General features: G+C 31.6%; 11 protein-coding genes, 3 tRNA genes and 1 pseudogene. 1 reads left to right on the top strand and 14 read right to left on the bottom strand.

The features are described 5' to 3' along the window. Positions 1–117 precede the first annotated feature (117 nt). The 9 genes from Q5I67_RS06930 to Q5I67_RS06970 form a co-directional block, all read right to left on the bottom strand. The gene (locus tag Q5I67_RS06930; RefSeq protein ID WP_302486838.1) at positions 118–687 is read right to left on the bottom strand and encodes a DUF3221 domain-containing protein; all 570 of its coding nucleotides are present in this window, start codon (positions 685–687) and stop codon (positions 118–120) included. Positions 688–843: 156 nt separating this feature from the next. Then, positions 844–1224: a VOC family protein gene (locus Q5I67_RS06935; protein WP_302486839.1), complete on the bottom strand. Its 381-nt coding sequence runs from the start codon at positions 1222–1224 to the stop codon at positions 844–846. A gap of 20 nt (positions 1225–1244) precedes the next feature. Beyond that, the gene (locus Q5I67_RS06940; protein ID WP_302486840.1) at positions 1245–2594 is read right to left on the bottom strand and encodes an amino acid permease; all 1350 of its coding nucleotides are present in this window, start codon (positions 2592–2594) and stop codon (positions 1245–1247) included. A gap of 191 nt (positions 2595–2785) precedes the next feature. After that, positions 2786–4135: an amino acid permease gene (locus tag Q5I67_RS06945; protein WP_296899065.1), complete on the bottom strand. Its 1350-nt coding sequence runs from the start codon at positions 4133–4135 to the stop codon at positions 2786–2788. Between the two features lie 19 nt (positions 4136–4154). Beyond that, positions 4155–5360 carry a dicarboxylate/amino acid:cation symporter gene (locus tag Q5I67_RS06950; RefSeq protein WP_302486841.1) on the bottom strand — a complete coding sequence of 402 codons (1206 nt, stop codon included), beginning with the start codon at positions 5358–5360 and terminating at the stop codon, positions 4155–4157. A 505-nt stretch (positions 5361–5865) separates the two neighbouring features. Further along, the gene (locus Q5I67_RS06955; protein WP_302486842.1) at positions 5866–6357 is read right to left on the bottom strand and encodes a hypothetical protein; all 492 of its coding nucleotides are present in this window, start codon (positions 6355–6357) and stop codon (positions 5866–5868) included. A gap of 22 nt (positions 6358–6379) precedes the next feature. Further along, the gene (locus tag Q5I67_RS06960; protein WP_302486843.1) at positions 6380–6799 is read right to left on the bottom strand and encodes a DUF3887 domain-containing protein; all 420 of its coding nucleotides are present in this window, start codon (positions 6797–6799) and stop codon (positions 6380–6382) included. A 95-nt stretch (positions 6800–6894) separates the two neighbouring features. Continuing rightward, a complete protein-coding gene (locus tag Q5I67_RS06965) occupies positions 6895–17046 on the bottom strand; it encodes an ESPR-type extended signal peptide-containing protein (protein WP_302486844.1) in 10152 nt (3383 codons plus the stop codon). Positions 17047–17189: 143 nt separating this feature from the next. Next, complete coding sequence (locus Q5I67_RS06970; protein WP_302486845.1) at positions 17190–17468, bottom strand: hypothetical protein; 279 nt, start codon at positions 17466–17468, stop codon at positions 17190–17192. Between the two features lie 166 nt (positions 17469–17634). Between Q5I67_RS06970 and Q5I67_RS06975 the strand changes: the two genes are divergently transcribed. Further along, positions 17635–18156 (top strand): helix-turn-helix transcriptional regulator, encoded by a 522-nt coding sequence (locus tag Q5I67_RS06975; protein ID WP_302486846.1) that lies wholly within the window; start codon positions 17635–17637, stop codon positions 18154–18156. A gap of 205 nt (positions 18157–18361) precedes the next feature. Here the strand turns inward: Q5I67_RS06975 and tnpA are convergent. The 5 genes and pseudogenes from tnpA to Q5I67_RS07000 all read right to left on the bottom strand — a co-directional run. Beyond that, positions 18362–18657: pseudogene (gene tnpA / locus Q5I67_RS06980) on the bottom strand (IS200/IS605 family transposase); the annotation flags it as partial. 230 nt (positions 18658–18887) lie between these two features. Next, positions 18888–19343 carry a hypothetical protein gene (locus Q5I67_RS06985; RefSeq protein WP_302486847.1) on the bottom strand — a complete coding sequence of 152 codons (456 nt, stop codon included), beginning with the start codon at positions 19341–19343 and terminating at the stop codon, positions 18888–18890. Positions 19344–19482: 139 nt separating this feature from the next. Next, positions 19483–19571 (bottom strand) — tRNA-Ser (locus Q5I67_RS06990). A gap of 70 nt (positions 19572–19641) precedes the next feature. Next, a tRNA-Trp gene (locus tag Q5I67_RS06995) sits at positions 19642–19717 on the bottom strand. A gap of 9 nt (positions 19718–19726) precedes the next feature. Next, positions 19727–19803, bottom strand: a tRNA-His gene (locus Q5I67_RS07000). Positions 19804–19884: the final 81 nt, after the last annotated feature.

Consider the following 19884-nt stretch of genomic DNA (forward strand, 5'->3'; position numbering starts at 1 on the left):
TATCTAAAACAAAAAGACTTCCCATTGTCTTTTATTTTTCAATAAACTACAGGAAGTCTTTTTCATATTTATATTCTCTAAAATAATAAGACTTTTATTATTTTAGCCACACTATCCTTAATCTAAGATAACAGCTTTTGTAGCTGTAGCTTGTCCAGGCATACTCATTGCTACAAAATCATACCATACTAAAACTTTATCGCCTTGTTTTAATTCTTTAGCGTCATCTTCTACATTTTCTGGAATTGTAACGAACATATCTTCATTAGAATTTAAAATTCTAACACCATTTTTTACTTTTTCAACTTTATTGACTTGCATATAAATTCCATCATGCTGACCATTGCCCATTACAAGTGCATATGCTTTACTTTGTGGTGGAAGACTGCGAGTAGATATAGAGCTATAATATGCTGTTAATTCATCACCTACATGCAAACGGTTAAGGTCTACATCTTCACCATTTCTACCATTTAAAATTTCAGTATCCCAACGCACGATTAAAGCTACTGTATTATCAGAATTTGTATCTTTTATTGTAATCATATCATCATCAATAGCTACAATCTGACCATGCATACTAACTACATCATCTATTGCTTTATTTGCAGAAGCAGCAAATGCAGCTGTAGAAGCAAATGCTAAGCATAATACCATCATCAATAAAATTCTAACTTTCTTCATCATAAATTCAACCTCCATTGAATATATTCATTAATCTTATAATATCATCTTAAATGAATATATTCAATAAGAAATATATTAAAGCTAGATTAAAAGATTATTAGAAAGAAAAAAGAGATTTATCATTTAATAAATCTCTTTTCTGCTTATTTTATAGTATTATTCATGCAATTCCAATGGCAATCCATCAGGGTCTTTAAAAAATGTCATTTTCTTTTGCGTGAAATCATCCCATCTTATCGGTTCACATTCAATACCAAGACTAGATAATTCACTTACTGTATCTTCTATACAATCAACTTTAAAAGCTAAATGTCTAAGGCCACAAGCTTCAGGATTATTGACGCGTTTAGGAGCATCGGCTTTGCCAAAAATCTCCAACTCACAACTGCCCAATTTCAAATCCAATTTATAATCATTTTTATCTTTTCTATGATGTTCTCTAATTATTTCAAACCCCAATAAATCCACATAAAAATGACGAGATTTTGCATAATCAGATACGATAATTGCCACATGATGAATTGCATTTAAATTCATGATTTTAACCTCTTAATATCTTAATGTTTATTTTTAAATAAATATGTTATATAAATAAAGACTACCCAAATAGGTAAAACAATTATAGATATCAACATATCTGGTATTTGTGTCATAATCACCACTACAGCAATTAAGAACAAAATACAAAAATAATTTGTGTATGGATAAAGTAAAGATTTAAATTTAAGCTCATCCAAACGATTTTCACGAGTGAATTTTATTCTAAATTTCATATGAGTGATAGTGATGATAAACCAGCTGATGATTAAACCTGCTACAACAATAGATAATAAATACATAAATAATTCTTTAGGGAAATAATATGTCATTATTACAAGAATTATTCCGACAACAGCAGATACTAAGATACCTACCATTGGTATACCAGTGCGAGATAAGGAAGCGAAAATCTTAGGGGCATTTCCTTCTTTTGCCAAACCATAGAGCATACGAGATGTACCATATAAAATACCATTATATGCAGATAAAGCTGCTACTAATACAACAAAGTTTAAAATATTAGCTGCTGCTGGAATACCAATATTAGAGAAAATCTGTACAAATGGACTGCCTTGAAGACCAACTTGATCCCATGGAGAAAGACTCATCAATACTACCATAGTGCCAATATAGAAAATTAAAATACGAATTAAAATTTGATTTATCGCTTTTGGTAAAGTTTTTTCAGGATTTTCAGCTTCTCCTGCTGTTATCCCAATTAAATCTACACCGCCAAAAGAGAACATAACTACTGCCAAAGAAGCTGCAAAACCCCATGCACCATTAGGGAAAAATCCACCATTTACCCATAAATTACTGAAATTTTGAGGGAATGGTCCCATAGTAGTGAATATTAAATATAAACCGAAGATAATCATGCAGCAAATAGCTGTTATTTTAATAAATGAAGCCCAATATTCTGATTCACCATAAAAACTTACATTGATTAAGTTAACTGTTATAATAACTAAAATACAAATTAAAATAGTAAGCCATTGCGGAAAATCTGGTAGCCAAAAATTAACATACGTAGCTGTCGCTGTAAGCTCTGCCATACCCGCTATCATATATAAAAACCAATAATTCCAACCAGCTAAATATCCAGCGAATTTATGCCAATATTTATCAGCAAAATAACTAAAAGAACCAGACACTGGCTCTCTTACAGACATTTCACCTAACATTCTCATGACGAAGAAAATAAATATGCCTGCTAATAAATACGATAAAATAATACCAGGTCCTACTAATTTAATTGTTGGTGCAGAACCATAAAACAAACCTGTACCTACAGAAGCCCCTAAAGCAATCATCTGCATATGACGACTTTTTAAGCCCCTTTTCATTTTGTGTTCATTATTATCCATATCTATCCACCTTTTTTATAAAATCTAAAAACATAAATAATATAATATCATTTATCTTATCAAGCTTACAATAAATAAACTCAAAAACCTTATAAAAATATCACATAATATGTATAAAAATAGCAGATAAAAAGCATCAACTACTTTATAAAATTCATAGTCAATGCTCTTTATCTTAATTTATACTTAATTTATACTTTTGCTTTTAATTTATATGTTGTATAAATAAATGCTACCCAAACGACTAATGCCCCCAAAGATATTCTCATATCTTCCATAAAGAACATAATCACTACAATAGCGGCTAAGAAAATAAAACAAAAATAATTAATATAAGGGAATAAAAATGCTTTAAAATGAAGTTCATCTAAGCGATTTTCTTCTATGAATTTCATTCTAAATTTCATATGAGTTATCGCAATAGTTGCCCATGTAATAACAAGTGCTGCAACTACTGTTGATAATAAATACATGAAAACTTTTTCAGGTAAAATATAAGTTAAAATTACAAGCAATAAAGAAATCGCTGTAGATACCAAAATGCCTACCATTGGTATACCACGACGAGATAAAGAAGCAAATATTTTTGGTGCATTACCATTTTGGGCTAAATTGTGCAAAATACGAGATGTACTGTATAAGCTACTGTTATATACAGAAAGAGCTGCTACAATTACCACGAAATTTAAGATATTTGCCGCTGCTGGAATACCGATATTAGAGAAAATCTGTACAAATGGACTAGCATTTAAACCCACTTCATCCCATGGAGCAAGGCTCATCAATACTACCATTGTACCAATGTAGAAAATCAATATGCGAAGCAATACTTCGTTGATTGCTCTAGGCAATGTTTTTTCAGGATTTTCAGCTTCACCAGCTGCTATACCAATCAATTCTACACCGCCAAAAGAGAACATAACTACTGCTAAAGATTGAGCAAATCCCCAAGAACCATTTGGGAAAAATCCGCCATTCTTCCATAAATTACTAAAATTATCAGGAAATGGCCCCATAGTAGTGAAGATCAAATAAAAACCAAATACAATCATGCAACAGATAGCTAAGATTTTGATAAATGAAGCCCAGAATTCTGCTTCACCAAATGTTTTTACATTGATCAAATTCACAGTTGTTACTACTACAATACATACTAAAACTGTTATCCAATGTGGTAAATCTGGAATCCAATAATTGACATAGATAGCTATTGCAGATAATTCAGCAAAGCAAACTAATAAATACAAAAACCAATAATTCCAACCTGCCAAATAACCCGCAAAATGACCTAAATATTTATTAGCAAAATAAACAAATGAGCCTGAAACAGGTTCTTTTACGGACATTTCGCCAACCATTCTCATGATACAAAAGATGAAAATACCTGCCAAAGCATATGACAAAATAATACCTGGACCTACTAATTTAATTGTTGGTGCAGAACCATAAAATAATCCTGTACCGATAGAAGTACCTAGGGCAATCATCTGCATATGGCGATTTTTCAACCCTCGCTTCATCTTATTATTTTCATTTCCCATGATAAAGCCACCTTTATATTTATTCTTTATACATATGTTCAATACGTGCTACAGCTAATGTACTAACTACATCACCTGTTACATTAAGTGCAGTATGAATCATATCTATTAAGCGGAAAATACCAACTATCATGCCCATGATTTCTACTGGAAGACCCATTGTCGTAAGTAACATTATAGTCAAAACAATGCCACTATTAGGAATACCTGGTGTGCCGATAGAAATCAATGTTGTCATAAATATAAACATGACTTGCTGCATCAATGAAAGCTCTACACCATATACTTGAGCTACAAATAATACTGTAACTGCATAATATACAGCAATACCATTCATATTGATAGTTGCTCCAATAGGCAAAGTAAATGATGCCAATTCATCTTTTACTTTAAATTTTTCTTCAGTAACACGTAAACTAACAGGTAATGTACCTGAACTACTAGTCGTACTAAATGCTACTAACCAAATCTCTGTAATTTTCGTAAAGAAATCCTTTAAAGAAATCTTTGCAATATATTTAATTATGAATACATACATAAATAAAACTACAGAAAATGCACCTATGTAATGAGTCAAAATAAATTTACCTAAAATATTAAAAATAGATAAACCGTATTCACCTACGCTACAAGCAACTAAAGCTGTTACCCCAAATGGTGTTACTTGCATCACCATATCTGTTATCTTAAACATAATGGTATTTGCTTCATCAATGACCTTTTTAACATTTTTTACCTTATCGCCAAGAATAGTGATCGCAATACCAACAAATACGCCAAATACAATGATTTGCATTAAATTACCCGTAGATAATGCTGTTATCGGATTATCTGGTACCATGCTTAAAATAGTTTGACTCACTGTCATTGGCTCAGCTGGTTTTATCGCTTCACCTGTATTGACTATCTGGCTTACTGCAAAGTTTGCTCCTGGCTGCATGATATGTGCTACGATAAGCCCAATTATCGCAGAAAGAACTGTGGTTACGATATAAAAACCAACGACCTTTGTCCCTATGCGTTTTAATTTACCAATATCGCCTATACTGGATATTCCACTAATAATAGATAAAAATACAACTGGAACAACAATCATTTTTATGAGTTTTAAAAATAAATCTCCTATTGGTTGTAACCATAAAATGTCTTTTTGAAAAATAAGCCCTAAGATAATACCTATCCCAAAACCAAGAAAAACTTTGGCACTCATACTGAGATTTTTCAAACCATCACTTCCTCACTTTCTCTGAAATTCACTAAAATAATACGCTTTTCCATTATAACATAAAATGCTTAAAAAATTTACATATTTACATTATTTTTAGTAAAAAATATGAGATTTTTATACATTTTATCCATTATTCAATCATATTTCCGCTAAAAAAAAAGAGAAGAAATTAAATATTAATTTCTTCTCTTCTTCTTTAAATTTTATTTATTATTTTTTTAGGATGTTTCCAATATAATTTTTCACAACGAGGCGAACAAAAGATAGTTCTCCTATCATGTTTACTTACAACATTTACTAATTTCTGACATTTTTTACATTTAAATTGTCTTAATATAACTCCTGTATCTTCTTTACTATCTATATTTTCTACAACCCTATTTTTACTATAATATGTTTCTTTATGATGTTTTTTTCGACAATGAAAAGTACAGTATATCTGATTTTTTCTTCTAGCTTCAAAAGATTGATGACAAACTGGGCATATTTTATTTAAATGCATTTATTTCTCCATCATTCTTTGAAAACGCTTTTTATCCTCTAATACTTTCAATGCACTTGTATAAATCTTACTGATTATTTTATCATCGACCATTTGCATTTGCATATTACTACCCAAATCTCCACAAACTTTACCTTGTGAGTCTATTAAATATCTTTGTGGCATGCAATAGTATTTGCCATCATTTGTAAACATATATAAGGTCAAAGATGAAACGGTATCTTTTAAATCTTCATCTTTTCTTAGTTCTGTTAAAAAATTACTTTCTTTATAATGCTCTTCAGCTGATACGATCAGATAAAATCTTCCATCTTTTTTTACGGCTTCTACAGTATCTGTATCAATATATACTGTTCCTAAATCAGAATTTCCGATCATTTTAGATGATTGAGCTGACGCATGTTTAACAGGTTTTAAAAAGAAAATTCCCATAACTAAGATACACAATACAAAAATACTCATTATTCCCATATTATCTCTAATTATATCCATATTTTTTACCTATAACTAATAATTATTCAGCAACTTGTTGTTCTATTGGAGCAAATATATAATTTACTAATTTTTGATCTTGATCAAATATAAAAACAATAGCTGCTACAGGCTGTTTATCAAAAGAAGCTATATAAGTGATTCTGTCTTCTTGTCCAAGTTTTTCAAATGTACGAAAATCTACATTTTTAACATTACCAAATTTTTCTTTAATTTCTGCTGGTAATTTTTTATATGTTCTTTCACTTACACTTTTCTTTAAATTATCGGAAAAATCCTTGCTGACTATAGCGTATTCTGGTGCTTGTTCTTTAGTAAATACTCCCATAAAGTTTTCAGCTATCTTTTGTTCTTTATTTAAATCATTTCCATCAGAAGCAAAACATAACCCACTAAATGCCATCATCATAATTAAAGTCAAAGTAAATAATATTTTTTTCATAATAAGATATACCTCTTTTTATATTTTTTTACTTATTAGATAAGCGACAGAAAATCTGTCGCTTATCCTTGTTTTTATTTAGTTTTAACCACTAATTAAGCATTTTGCTGAGAAGCATGTTGTCTTTCTTCAAGTAATTTTGCATGTCTTTGTGCTTGTGCTTTTACTTTTTCTTGTTGAGCTAATTTTTTCATTTCTTCAGCTTTTTCAAGATGTTTTGCTTCTTCATCTTTTGCTCTTTCAGCTGAGGATTTACGTCCGAGTCTCCATGTAGCACCGATACCACCCATTACTTCATCTCCAGAAGTGGAAAGACTTGCACTGAGCATGAAGTCTTGGTTTGGATAATGGAATACACCGATTGCTATACCTGTTTCACTCTTATACTGACCAACGCCAACAGCGATTTCAGTTGGAGCTTCTGGATCAAATCCCATAGTACGGAGGTTTGCGATAGCTGCAGCCATAGCACCTACTTTATCAATACGTTCTTCAACTTCGCCTAAACGATTTTCAACGTTATCAATACGATTACTTAAAATCATATCATTAGCGTAGCTAGTATTTGCAACATCTTGAATTGCATGATCAAGAGCAACGTCTGCATCAACCATAGTTTTAGAATCAGTGATATATGCTGTAGTTGCATTGCCATCTTTATCTGCATCTTTATATTTATCAGCAAGCTTTTCAGAGGAAGTTACACCGATAGTATCAGTAACAGTTCCGATATCATCTTTACTTGCAATACCACTTACAGTTACAGAGCTTGTTCCTTTGTTATATTTGTCTTGACTTGTAATTGTTAAAGTACCAGTTTCTCCATCAAATTTAGTACCATCCTGAACAACGCCACTATCTGTAAGTTTGCCATCTAAAGCTACTGTATCGCCGTCTTTTTGAGTTAAGGAAATTGTACCGTCATCTTTGATAGTACCACCAGTTACAGTATTATTATCTGCATTTGTTGCTGTACCACTGATATTATCAATCTTGTTATCAAGTTTACCGATAGCAGTAGTTACGCTGTCACCATTTACAAGTTTATCGCCAGTTACTTTGTCATAGTTAAGATCACCAACATTAGTTTTCAAGCTATCAAGTTCAGCTTTACTTGCTACATCGTTAATAACTAACTGATTACCTGTTACTGCTCCAGTACCATCAACTTCATTGATAGTAATTGTACCTGTTGTTTTATCTGGTGTATAAGTCTTACTTGTGTCTAAATGTTTTTCATTACTAGCGACAGGACCATCTTTAACAGCATCTTTAATAGCATCATTGAGGTAATCAACGTTTACAGCTTCACTGCCATCATTACCAGAAGCATATGCTACATTAGTAATGCTTGTACCACCTGTAGGTGTTCCATCAGCAGATCTAGAAAGTCCATAACTATAAGCGTCACCTGCTAAAGTAATATGGTTATAATTAACAGTACCATCTGCATTAATATCATAAGCAGCTACTGTACTATACAAATCATCTAATTGTCCTTGTGTAGCAGCTTTACTTGTTTCTGTATCATCTATTGCACGAGTTTTTCTTGATGCAGGTGGTGCCCATGTTGTATTAGCTAAACCAGTAATAGTATTTTCTCCACCAATATTAGGATCATTAATTCTAATACCGCTTGCTTCTATACCATCTGTATTAACAACAGAGCCCATAATTACTGCACCATCTTCACGAACTGCTAAACCAATAGTACGTTTTATAGGATTACCATTTTCATCTAAAATAGGATTACCATCTCCATCTACAGTTGCAAATGGATTTTCTTTATCTGCTTCATTTGCGAAATTGGAAATTATAGTATATTCCATATTCGTGCTATTATCTCCTAATTGAGATGTAAATGTATCATGAGCAATCTGTGTTACGATATCACCAACATCATTTAAGCTATATTTTATTGTATCTTCCTGATTAGAACCCGAACCAGAAACATAAGATATAACATCTTTAGCATGTACTACGCCATCTGTTGTTACACCAAATGTACCTGTCATATCACCAGTTGTAATTGATGGATTTGCATAATATATTGCGAATCCGCCATGTTCTTCAATAAAGCTGTTAAGTTTACCTTCATCATCTTTGTAATTATCAGGAATATATCCGCTTATACCATCAGCATTTTTTCCATCAGTATTAAATACAAGCATTGTATTTGCATTTTCTATATTATCTAAAGTGATATTATGATTTAAGCCAAATTTGAGTTCACTGCTTGTTCCACTAGTAGCACTTACTGTTATATTTCCGTCACCTTCAAAGTTCAAAGTCTGATCTGGTTTTACATTAATAGTATTATCGCCAGCTTTTGCATTCCAACCTGCATTAGCGATTTCTGTTGTATCATTTAATGCTTCCTGTACTTTTTGTAATTGACCTTGAGTTGCAGCTGTACCTTGAAGTTCTTCACTGTTTGCTACTTGTGTTGCAAGTTCATCATCCCAAGTAGTATTAGAAAGACCTTTAACTGTATCTGTTGTAATAGTACCACCGTTGATATTTGTAGTTTCATTTGTATTTGTATTAGTAAATGTTGTTCCATTACTATCTACTGATACTGATGTTCCTTTAGTTACTAACTTAATATCTTCATTAATTCCATTAGTATTTAATAAAATACCTTCATCAGATATTGCTACACCATTTCCTTCGGAATTTAAAGCTACACCATTATCATTTATCATAACAGTTGAACCATTGTTGTTTGTAGCATATATACTGCCATCATCTTCAACCATTAATCTGTCGCCTACATTAATAGTACCACCGTCGATATTTGTAGTTTCATTTGTATTAACATTAGTAAATGTTGTTCCATCTTTATCTACTGATACAGTTGTTCCTTTAGTTACTAATTTAATATCTTCATCAAATCCATTAGTGTTTAATAAAATACCTTCATCAGATGCTACTACACCATTTCCACCAGCATTTAAAGCTACACTATCATCATTCATCATAATAGCAGAACCACTATTATTTGCAGCATATATATTACCAGTTTCAGCATCTACATTAAATTTATCACTTACTGACAAGCTACCATCTTGAGCAACTACAAATTTATCAGTACCTACACTTAATGCTGGGTCATCACTATTTTGTGGACTACCGTTAAGTGTAATTGCACTCTGACCATTGCCTAAAGTGATATTATCATTAAGATTTACTTTATAATCAATGTGTCCATCTGCTTCTTCTGTAGATGTTACAGTAGTATTTATACCATCAGATATTGTTGTTTTAGAAGCAGCTGCTGCTTGTTTCAATTGTTCTTCTGTTGCAGCTTTTCCTTCTGTAGCAAAGCCTTCATAATCTATTGTTGTATTTTTAAGTCCTTTAACTGTACCTGTTGTAATGGTAGCTCCGTTAATATTTGTAGATTCTGTTGTATTAGTATTAGTAAATGTTGCTCCATTAAATCTATCTACAGCTACTGTACTTCCATTAGTATTTAATGTAATACCTTCATCAGATATTGCTACACCATTTCCTTCAGAATTTAAAGCTACACCATTATCATTTATCATAACAGTTGAACCATTGTTGTTTGTAGCATATATACTGCCATCTTCTTCAACCATTAATCTGTCGCCTACATTAATAGTTCCGCCATTGATATTTGTAGTTTCGTTTGTATTAGTGTTAGTAAATGTTGCACCATCATTATCTACTGATACCGATGTTCCTTTAGTTACTAATTTAATATCTTCATCAATTCCATTAGTGTTTAATAAAATACCTTCATCAGATGCTACTACACCATTTCCACTAGCATTCAAAGCTACACTATCATCATTCATCATAATAGCAGAACCACTACTATTTATAGCATTTACATTACCAGTTTCAGCATCTACATTAAATGAACTATTCTTTCCACTTATTTCTAAATCGCCATCTGGTCTAACGCTAAATGTGCCTGTTGCATTACCAGTAGAAAGACCACCATCTTTATAGAATTTTAATTTGCCATCGCCTACAGCTAAATATGGACCATTTTCATTTGTTATATCAATGCCACCAATGCTTATAGAACCATTTCCTTTATCTTCTACAGCAAATATAGATTCTTCTTTAGATGTATCACTAGATTTTATATCAACAATTGTATTATTTCCTTCTTCTGGATCTCCATTGATATAAACTCTATCATTTAGATTAATATTTTTATTAAGATTTACTTGATAATCAACATGTCCATCATCTTTTTCTGTAGATGTTACAGTAGTATTTATACCATCAGATATTGTTGTCTTAGAAGCAGCAGCTGCTTGTTTCAATTGTTCTTCTGTTGCAGCTTTTCCTTCTGTAGCAAAGCCTTCATAATCTATTGTTGTATTTTTAAGTCCTTTAACTGTACCTGTTGTAATGGTAGCTCCGTTAATATTTGTAGATTCTGTTGTATTAGTATTAGTAAATGTTGCTCCATTAAATCTATCTACAGCTACTGTACTTCCATTAGTATTTAATGTAATACCTTCATCAGATATTGCTACACCATTTCCTTCAGAATTTAAAGCTACACCATTATCATTTATCATAACAGTTGAACCATTGTTGTTTGTAGCATATATACTGCCATCTTCTTCAACCATTAATCTGTCGCCTACATTAATAGTTCCGCCATTGATATTTGTAGTTTCGTTTGTATTAGTGTTAGTAAATGTTGCACCATCATTATCTACTGATACCGATGTTCCTTTAGTTACTAATTTAATATCTTCATCAATTCCATTAGTGTTTAATAAAATACCTTCATCAGATGCTACTACACCATTTCCACTAGCATTCAAAGCTACACTATCATCATTCATCATAATAGCAGAACCACTACTATTTATAGCATTTACATTACCAGTTTCAGCATCTACATTAAATGAACTATTCTTTCCACTTATTTCTAAATCGCCATCTGGTCTAACGCTAAATGTGCCTGTTGCATTACCAGTAGAAAGACCACCATCTTTATAGAATTTTAATTTGCCATCGCCTACAGCTAAATATGGACCATTTTCATTTGTTATATCAATGCCACCAATGCTTATAGAACCATTTCCTTTATCTTCTACAGCAAATATAGATTCTTCTTTAGATTTATCACTAGATTTTACATCAACAATTGTATTATTTCCTTCTGCTGGTTTTCCATTAATATAAACTCTATCATTTAGATTAATGTTATCATTTAATGATACTTCAACTTCATCATTAACAGCACTTACAGTTATATTTTTACCACTAGCAAAATTCAATGTTGGACGAGTTTCTGGATTTACATTAATCTTATTACCAGCATCATCTGTTGCAGTCCATCCAGCAGTTACTTTATCAGATACCATTTGTAACTGACCTTCTGTTGCAGCTCTATCAATAACCACTTTATCAGTATCCCAAGTAGTATTAGAAAGACCAGTAATAGTAGAAGATTTCTTGCCAATATCGTCAAAAGTAGTACTAATATCAACTCCGCCAATAACAGCTCTTGCCTCTTTACTATCCAAAATAATATTAGAACCTACTTGAATAGTTCCATTTTCTCCATCTAATTCAATGTTACTAGAACCTGGTTTATTGTTTCCACCTAAATATACATTATCATTAAGATTTACTTGATAATCAACATGTCCATCAGTTGGATCTGTTACAGATGTTACAGTAGTATTTGTACCATTAGATACTGTTGTCTTAGAAGCTGCTGCTGCTTGTTGTAATTGTTCTTCTGTTGCAGCTTTTCCTTCTGTAGCAAAGCCTTCATAATCTATTGTTGTATTATCAAGACCTTTAACTGTATCTGTTGTAATAGTGCCACCATTAATATTTGTAGAAGATTCTACTGGATCATGATGTCCTTTTTCTGTAATATTAGTGAAAGTAGCTCCTTTATTGTCAAAAGTAAATTCATTTGTAGTAGTTCTACCTGGTCCATGTCCATGACTTTCTTTTACATTAGTCACATTAATAGTACCATTATTACCGTCTAATACAACTTTATTACTATCTTCTATATCTCCATCTAAAGTTACAACAGGATTTAATTTTACATTAATAGCATTATTTTCAGAATCTGCTGTTACTGTAATATTATCATCGCCAGCAAAACTTAATGTATCTTTACCAGTTTCATCTTTACCATTTGGTCTAACATTAATTTCATCATTGCCAACTTTTGCAGTCCAGCCATCATTTACTTTTTTATCTACAGCATTTAACTGACGAACATTTACTGCATCTGTTTCATAAATACCATTAGCAACATTTGTTATTGTTGTCCCACTTGTTCCAGCTAATGCTACTGTACTCTTATCTTCATTATATCTAACAGCATTTTCTCCAACTTCAGATAAACTGTATTTCTTATCACTATTAGCCTTAGCAATAATATCACCATCACTAAGAACTGTTCCATCTTTAGCAACATTAAATACTGTATGACTATCTTTATTAGTAATAGAAATCATGCTATCTGATTGTGGATTTCCATTTAATTGAATACGTGTACCAGATTCATCGCCTAAAATGATATTATCATTTAAATCAAATGTTAAATTAGTACCATCTTGACCTACTATGATATTTTCATCATTATTGGAGAAATCTACACTTCCAGTGCTTGCTACTTCAGCTGTTTTTGTTCCTTTATTAGTAGTTACTTTCCAACCTTTATAGCTACCTTTATCTATATCTTGCATTGCTGCTTGTAACTGTTCTTCTGTTGCTGCTCTTCCTACTGTTGCAAACGTTCCATCAGTTAATGTCTTATTTGTAAGTCCTGTAACAGTTGATGAAGTATTTCCATCAGTTGTAGTTGTAGTAATATTAACTCCGCCAATAGTAGCTGTTCCTTTTTCACCACTTAATGTAATTTTATCTCCTAAAGTAATATTGTCTTTTAAGGAAACATTCACTGCATGTTCTTTTGCTTCTACAGTTACATTATCATCACCATTAAATGTTAATGTTTCTCCTGGTTTCACTGCAAAATCAGTAGTTCCGTCATTTCCATCAGATACAGTCCAGCCATTATTAACTTTAGTTGTTAAATTGCCTAAATCTTCTGCACTTGCTACATCACTAATTACAACATTCTTTCCTGTTGCAACGCCATTGCCATTGGCTTCTACTAATGTCACTGTATGAGCAGTCTTATCTACTTTATATCCATCACTTGGATATGCTACTTCTCCTGCTGTTGCAATATGTTTTTCTACACCTTTTGCTAAATCTTTTATTACATTTTGTCCATTTGTTGTAATGTTATCTAAGTTAATATTTGCTGAATTGCCTGCTACTTCTTTTAATTTTGTTGCACTTGCTACATCATAAAGTGTTGCTGTATTTCCATCTGTATCTTTTACTAAATAATCACTACCATAAGCATTATCTTGTATTGCTCGTTTTTCTACAGTTCCATTAACTAATGTTGTATTTGTAAATTTTTGTTGTCCATCTGTTATTGTCCAGTTATCATCACTTCCATCAGCAACATTTTTATCTGCTTCTACTTTGAAGTTATTTACTACTTCACCATTAGTAATGGATAAGCCATCTCCAACATTAACTTTTAACTTACCTTTATCTTCGCCTTCTTGAGTTTCAAATGTTAATCCATCACCTGCATTAACAGATATTTTGTTATTATCATCAGTATCAATAGTTATACCGTTACCAGCATTATATGTCTTAATATTTCCATTAACTGTACTTATAGCTTGCTGCAATTGAGCTTCTGTTGCTGCTTTACCAGAATCAGCATATTGACTTGTATCTGTACTAATCCATTCTTTATTAGTAAGTCCATCAATTGTTGATGAAGTTATACTACCATTTTCATCACTATACGTATTGTTTATCTTAACTCCACCAATAGTAGCTGTTCCTTTTTCACCACTTAATGTAATTTTATCTCCTAAAGTAATATTGTCTTTTAAGGAAACATTCACTGCATGTTCTTTTGCTTCTACAGTTACATTATCATCACCATTAAATGTTAATGTTTCTCCTGGTTTCACTGCAAAATCAGTAGTTCCGTCATTTCCATCAGATACAGTCCAGCCATTATTAACTTTAGTTGTTAAATTGCCTAAATCTTCTGCACTTGCTACATCACTAATTACAACATTCTTTCCTGTTGCAACGCCATTGCCATTGGCTTCTACTAATGTCACTGTATGAGCAGTCTTATCTACTTTATATCCATCACTTGGATATGCTACTTCTCCTGCTGTTGCAATATGTTTTTCTACACCTTTTGCTAAATCTTTTATTACATTTTGTCCATTTGTTGTAATGTTATCTAAGTTAATATTTGCTGAATTGCCTGCTACTTCTTTTAATTTTGTTGCACTTGCTACATCATAAAGTGTTGCTGTATTTCCATCTGTATCTTTTACTAAATAATCACTACCATAAGCATTATCTTGTATTGCTCGTTTTTCTACAGTTCCATTAACTAATGTTGTATTTGTAAATTTTTGTTGTCCATCTGTTATTGTCCAGTTATCATCACTTCCATCAGCAACATTTTTATCTGCTTCTACTTTGAAGTTATTTACTACTTCACCATTAGTAATGGATAAGCCATCTCCAACATTAACTTTTAACTTACCTTTATCTTCGCCTTCTTGAGTTTCAAATGCTAATCCATCTCCAGCATTAACAGCCACTCCACTGCCATCAACTGTTATACCTTTATCTTTATTAGCCTTTACTTTTAATTCTGCATTATCATTAGTAGATGTAAATTCTAAGCCAGCTCCATTATCTACTGATATTTTATTATTTTCATCAATATCTATACCTTTGCCAGCACTATATGTTTTACCACCACCAAGTTGATACTCTTCACCGTTAATTTTAATACCTGTTAGAGTATCTCCAGCTGTTGCAGTTCCTTCACTATTAAGTCCTTCTACTTTAGAACCAGCATCTATAGTAAATGAATGTTCTCCCTGTTCATCTGTATTAGAGAATTTAATTTTAACATCATGCTCTGCACCACTACCACCAGTACCGCCTTCACTAGTTATAGTAATAGTACCTGGTACAGGAGTTGTTGAAGTATAGTCACCAGTTTGCTCATCATATATACCTACGCGATTTAAAGATATGGTGCCCTTATTATTTGCTCCACCTACAGCAATATTTGTAATATCATCACCATGATATGCTGCTGCTTGGTCTTGTAATTTTTTTCTATCACTATTATAGTCTTGAACAGTCATATTACCTATTGTCTGTGTTGGATCATTAACTTTAGTACCCCAATAGGAATATATTTGATTTCCTTCTCCTACAGCACTCAATAAGATTTCATTATGATCGCCATAAACATCGCCTGTATATAAATTACCCTTAGCATCAGTAAATACACCTAATTTACCGCCAATAGAATATACCTTATTTGTAGGAACTGTTACTTTTTCACCATCATGTGTATATGAATACGTACCATCATCTTCAAGTGTTACATCATAACTAAAATATGTGCTAAAATTGGTATTTTTATCCACCCCTGGGTCAGCACCATAATCTCTTCCATCAAGGTCATTAGAAACTTTAATATATCCATCGTCATCTACGGTAAATACACCATCAAGATTATTAACCTTAATATGATAACCAAAATCACTTGGTGTATCTACACCACCAGCATTAGATGCTCCACCATATACACCTGTATTTAAATCTTCAATATTAACACCTGTAAGGGTAGTTATTTGTCCTTTAGATGTTGTAGTTTGATACGCTTGTAACAGTCCCTGATCTGATGATTGATTATATTGATCATTCTTCTTAGCATCAATAATATATGCCGAGCTATTATCTGCTCCTGCATAACGTTTATCATAAACTACACTAATGTCATATCCTTCACGTACCCAATATTCCTTTTTTGTATTATTTATAGTAACGGTTTGACGTTGATAAGTATAGTCACCAAATTTTCTTTTATCACCCTGTCTATCATTATGATCTGATACAGCTATAGCAATATACTGCGACTCTTCAGCCGTTCCTCCAATTTCTGCTGCAAATGCCGAATTTGGCAATGCACTAAACACACCAAATGCTGCTATAGCACCGCATACTACAAGTGCTGCAATACGACTACGAATGCTATTTCTAGATGTTCTACTTTGTTTTCCGTTACTATGAGCAAGTTCCGATACGACTACATATTGATTTTTTACCTTGCTCCATATGACTTTGTAAATCTTATTCATAAGTTTACCCTCCCCTTGAATAAAATAATTCAACTAAAAAATAGCTTTCGTTGTTTAATTTACTAAAACCATTTTTATTAGTTGCATTTAAATAATTTATAAATAACTAAACTTATCTACATTTATATTTATAAATTATGATTCTAATTCCACCATTTGGAAGGCGGTGTTTTCTGAATAAATTGTTTATGATATGTAGTATTATCATAAGATTTTGTGGCAAATAAATACTTCAAATCCATTTTATTGTCAAAAATTTGTTTATTTATTTTCATAACTTCTGAAAATGTAAATTCTTGTATATTTTTTAATTTACTTTCAATAGTTTTTTCTGAACAATCTAACAAATTGGCTAATATTGATGCTATGTCTTTTGCTTTATATCCTTTTTTTATCATTTCTGCAATTAAATTATTATACATACACTCACCACCTTTTTCCAAAAATGGAATATTTTAGTACCATTTTACTTCCATTTCTGGAAAAAATCAAATTGAGGTTTTCAATTTTAAGAAAATCATCAACTTTACACTAAAAATCATAAATGATATACTATTTCAATAATCCTAAATGGAGGAATAATAATTTATGGCATCCTTTAAACCTATACTAGAAAAAATAAAAAAAATTAAACAAGAAAAAGGTTATACTACTGAAATGCTTTCTCAAAAATCAGGTGTACCTTTAAGCACTTTAAATAAAATATTATCTTCAGTCATTAAAGATCCTAAAATTGGAACTATTATTGCGATAACTGATGCATTAAACATTGATATAAATTCACTAGTTTATGATAAAGATATACAATCTGAAAATACACATGATAAAATAACTACTAGTTTAGAAAATATAGTTGACGAGTATAATTTAAATATAGATGATATTTCCTTTATTACTAAATATATTAATTTACCTAAAAAAGATCGACATAATTTTCTTTCAGTATTAAGAAACCTGACTTCAGATAATATTAATGAAAAGATTCCAGTATTGACTAAACCCGATCATAAATTAACACCAGAAGAAAAACGTCGTATAGTTGAATATGAATTAGATTTAGAGGAAAAAAAACGAATATTATCAGCTTCCATTTCTTCAAATGGTTCGTAAAATCACATTAAAATCAAAACCACCAGTTAAACTGGTGGTTGCCCAACCCTATAAGGATTTTCCTCTTGTGGTTGCATCTTAAAAGATGCACTAAATAAGCTTAATACCCACATTTTTCTCTCTGGCAAAGCCCCAAAGAGGGGCTTTTTTTACCTTATCATCTATTACTACTTGTAAACGGGTCTATATATTCTTTTATCGCATTTTCACGTTTTCCTACTGTATCTACATAATATTCTCTGCACCAAAAATGTCTATTTTCATACTTATATTTTAAATTTGCATGCTTATCAAATATCATCAAACCACTTTTACTTTTTAAGTACCCCATAAATCCTACTACACTCAAATGCTATGGTATTGCCACTAACATATGGATATGACTTCAGCAACAAACTGCTTCTATTATTTCTATTTTTTTCACATAACTGTATATCTTTCTTATATCTACTCTTATTTTTTATAAATAACTTGTCTGCGGTATTTTAGTGCAAAAACAATATGATATTTATATCTCCATTTACTATGTGATAAACTTTTATTTCATTCATTGACACGAACCTCCTATATTTTATATGATTACCAGACCTCTTATATTGTAATACGGAGATTCTTTTCTTTAAAAATTTTTAATAATTTATAATTTAATTATAGATTTTACCATATCTATTTGGAGACAAAAAAAGCAGTTTATGATTTATTTCATAAACTGCCTTTTCCTTTATTTTTTATTATTTATCAACACCAAAATAGTCCGCTAAAATCAAAGTAGCATTATATTGTGGTTGATCAAAAGAACGATCACTCAATTGAAACCATCCATCACCATTTGCTCTTGCACTAGCAATATAAAATTCATCATTTATAAATCTTATCATCGTCTTATAACTAAACTTTGTAGTAATATCACCATTAACCATTATAACGTCATACGCAAATACTGTCGTTTTTGAATTCTCTTCAACATTTTCTTTTTGTTCAATAATTTTAGCTGAAGATAAATCAACATATCTACTTACGCCATTTTGAGCAAAAGCTAATGGATAATTTTTATCATCATTCCAATAATTTGTAGGAGTATATAAATCTGCTGCTTCTACACAATGCATATTAGCAAAACCTAAAACAAATACGCAAGCCATAAATAACATCATAAAATAATTAGTTGTTATTTTCAATATTTTCATGATATTTACCTCCTTTAATTAAAATAACAAAAATAATGAAAAGTATATGCCCTATTTCTATCATAACTATTTTTCTGATTATAGTCAATAAAATACAAAAAGCGATATTAGAAATTCTAATATCGCAATAGTTTTAAAGTGGCGGAGCGAGAGAGATTCGAACTCTCGCACGGCGAACCGCCTAACGATTTAGCAAACCGTCCTCTTCAGCCTCTTGAGTATCGCTCCATGTCGTATTATGAAATTTAAAATTATCAAAAGAGAAAAGCTTAGGCTATCTACTCTAGTAAAGCTATAATGGCAGGGGCAGTAGGACTTGAACCCACAACCAATGGTTTTGGAGACCACTACTCTACCAATTGAGCTATACCCCTGTAAGGTAATGGGGCGACTAGTGGGGATCGAACCCACGCAATAACGGAGCCACAATCCGCCGTGTTGACCGCTTCACCATAGCCGCCATATTCCATTATATTGAGCCTAAGGCTCTAACTGGCAACTTCCTATCCTCCCAGCACGTCTCCATGCAAGTACTTTCGGC

This window comes from uncultured Megamonas sp. (assembly GCF_958438645.1).
Lineage (GTDB): Bacteria > Bacillota > Negativicutes > Selenomonadales > Selenomonadaceae > Megamonas.

Coding starts and splice junctions, on each gene's coding strand:
- Q5I67_RS06930 (WP_302486838.1), bottom strand. CDS start 687: ATGATGAAGAAAGTTAGAATTTTATTGATGATGGTATTATGCTTAGCA.
- Q5I67_RS06935 (WP_302486839.1), bottom strand. CDS start 1,224: ATGAATTTAAATGCAATTCATCATGTGGCAATTATCGTATCTGATTAT.
- Q5I67_RS06940 (WP_302486840.1), bottom strand. CDS start 2,594: ATGGATAATAATGAACACAAAATGAAAAGGGGCTTAAAAAGTCGTCAT.
- Q5I67_RS06945 (WP_296899065.1), bottom strand. CDS start 4,135: ATGGGAAATGAAAATAATAAGATGAAGCGAGGGTTGAAAAATCGCCAT.
- Q5I67_RS06955 (WP_302486842.1), bottom strand. CDS start 6,357: ATGGATATAATTAGAGATAATATGGGAATAATGAGTATTTTTGTATTG.
- Q5I67_RS06960 (WP_302486843.1), bottom strand. CDS start 6,799: ATGAAAAAAATATTATTTACTTTGACTTTAATTATGATGATGGCATTT.
- Q5I67_RS06965 (WP_302486844.1), bottom strand. CDS start 17,046: ATGAATAAGATTTACAAAGTCATATGGAGCAAGGTAAAAAATCAATAT.
- Q5I67_RS06970 (WP_302486845.1), bottom strand. CDS start 17,468: ATGTATAATAATTTAATTGCAGAAATGATAAAAAAAGGATATAAAGCA.
- Q5I67_RS06975 (WP_302486846.1), top strand. CDS start 17,635: ATGGCATCCTTTAAACCTATACTAGAAAAAATAAAAAAAATTAAACAA.
- Q5I67_RS06985 (WP_302486847.1), bottom strand. CDS start 19,343: ATGAAAATATTGAAAATAACAACTAATTATTTTATGATGTTATTTATG.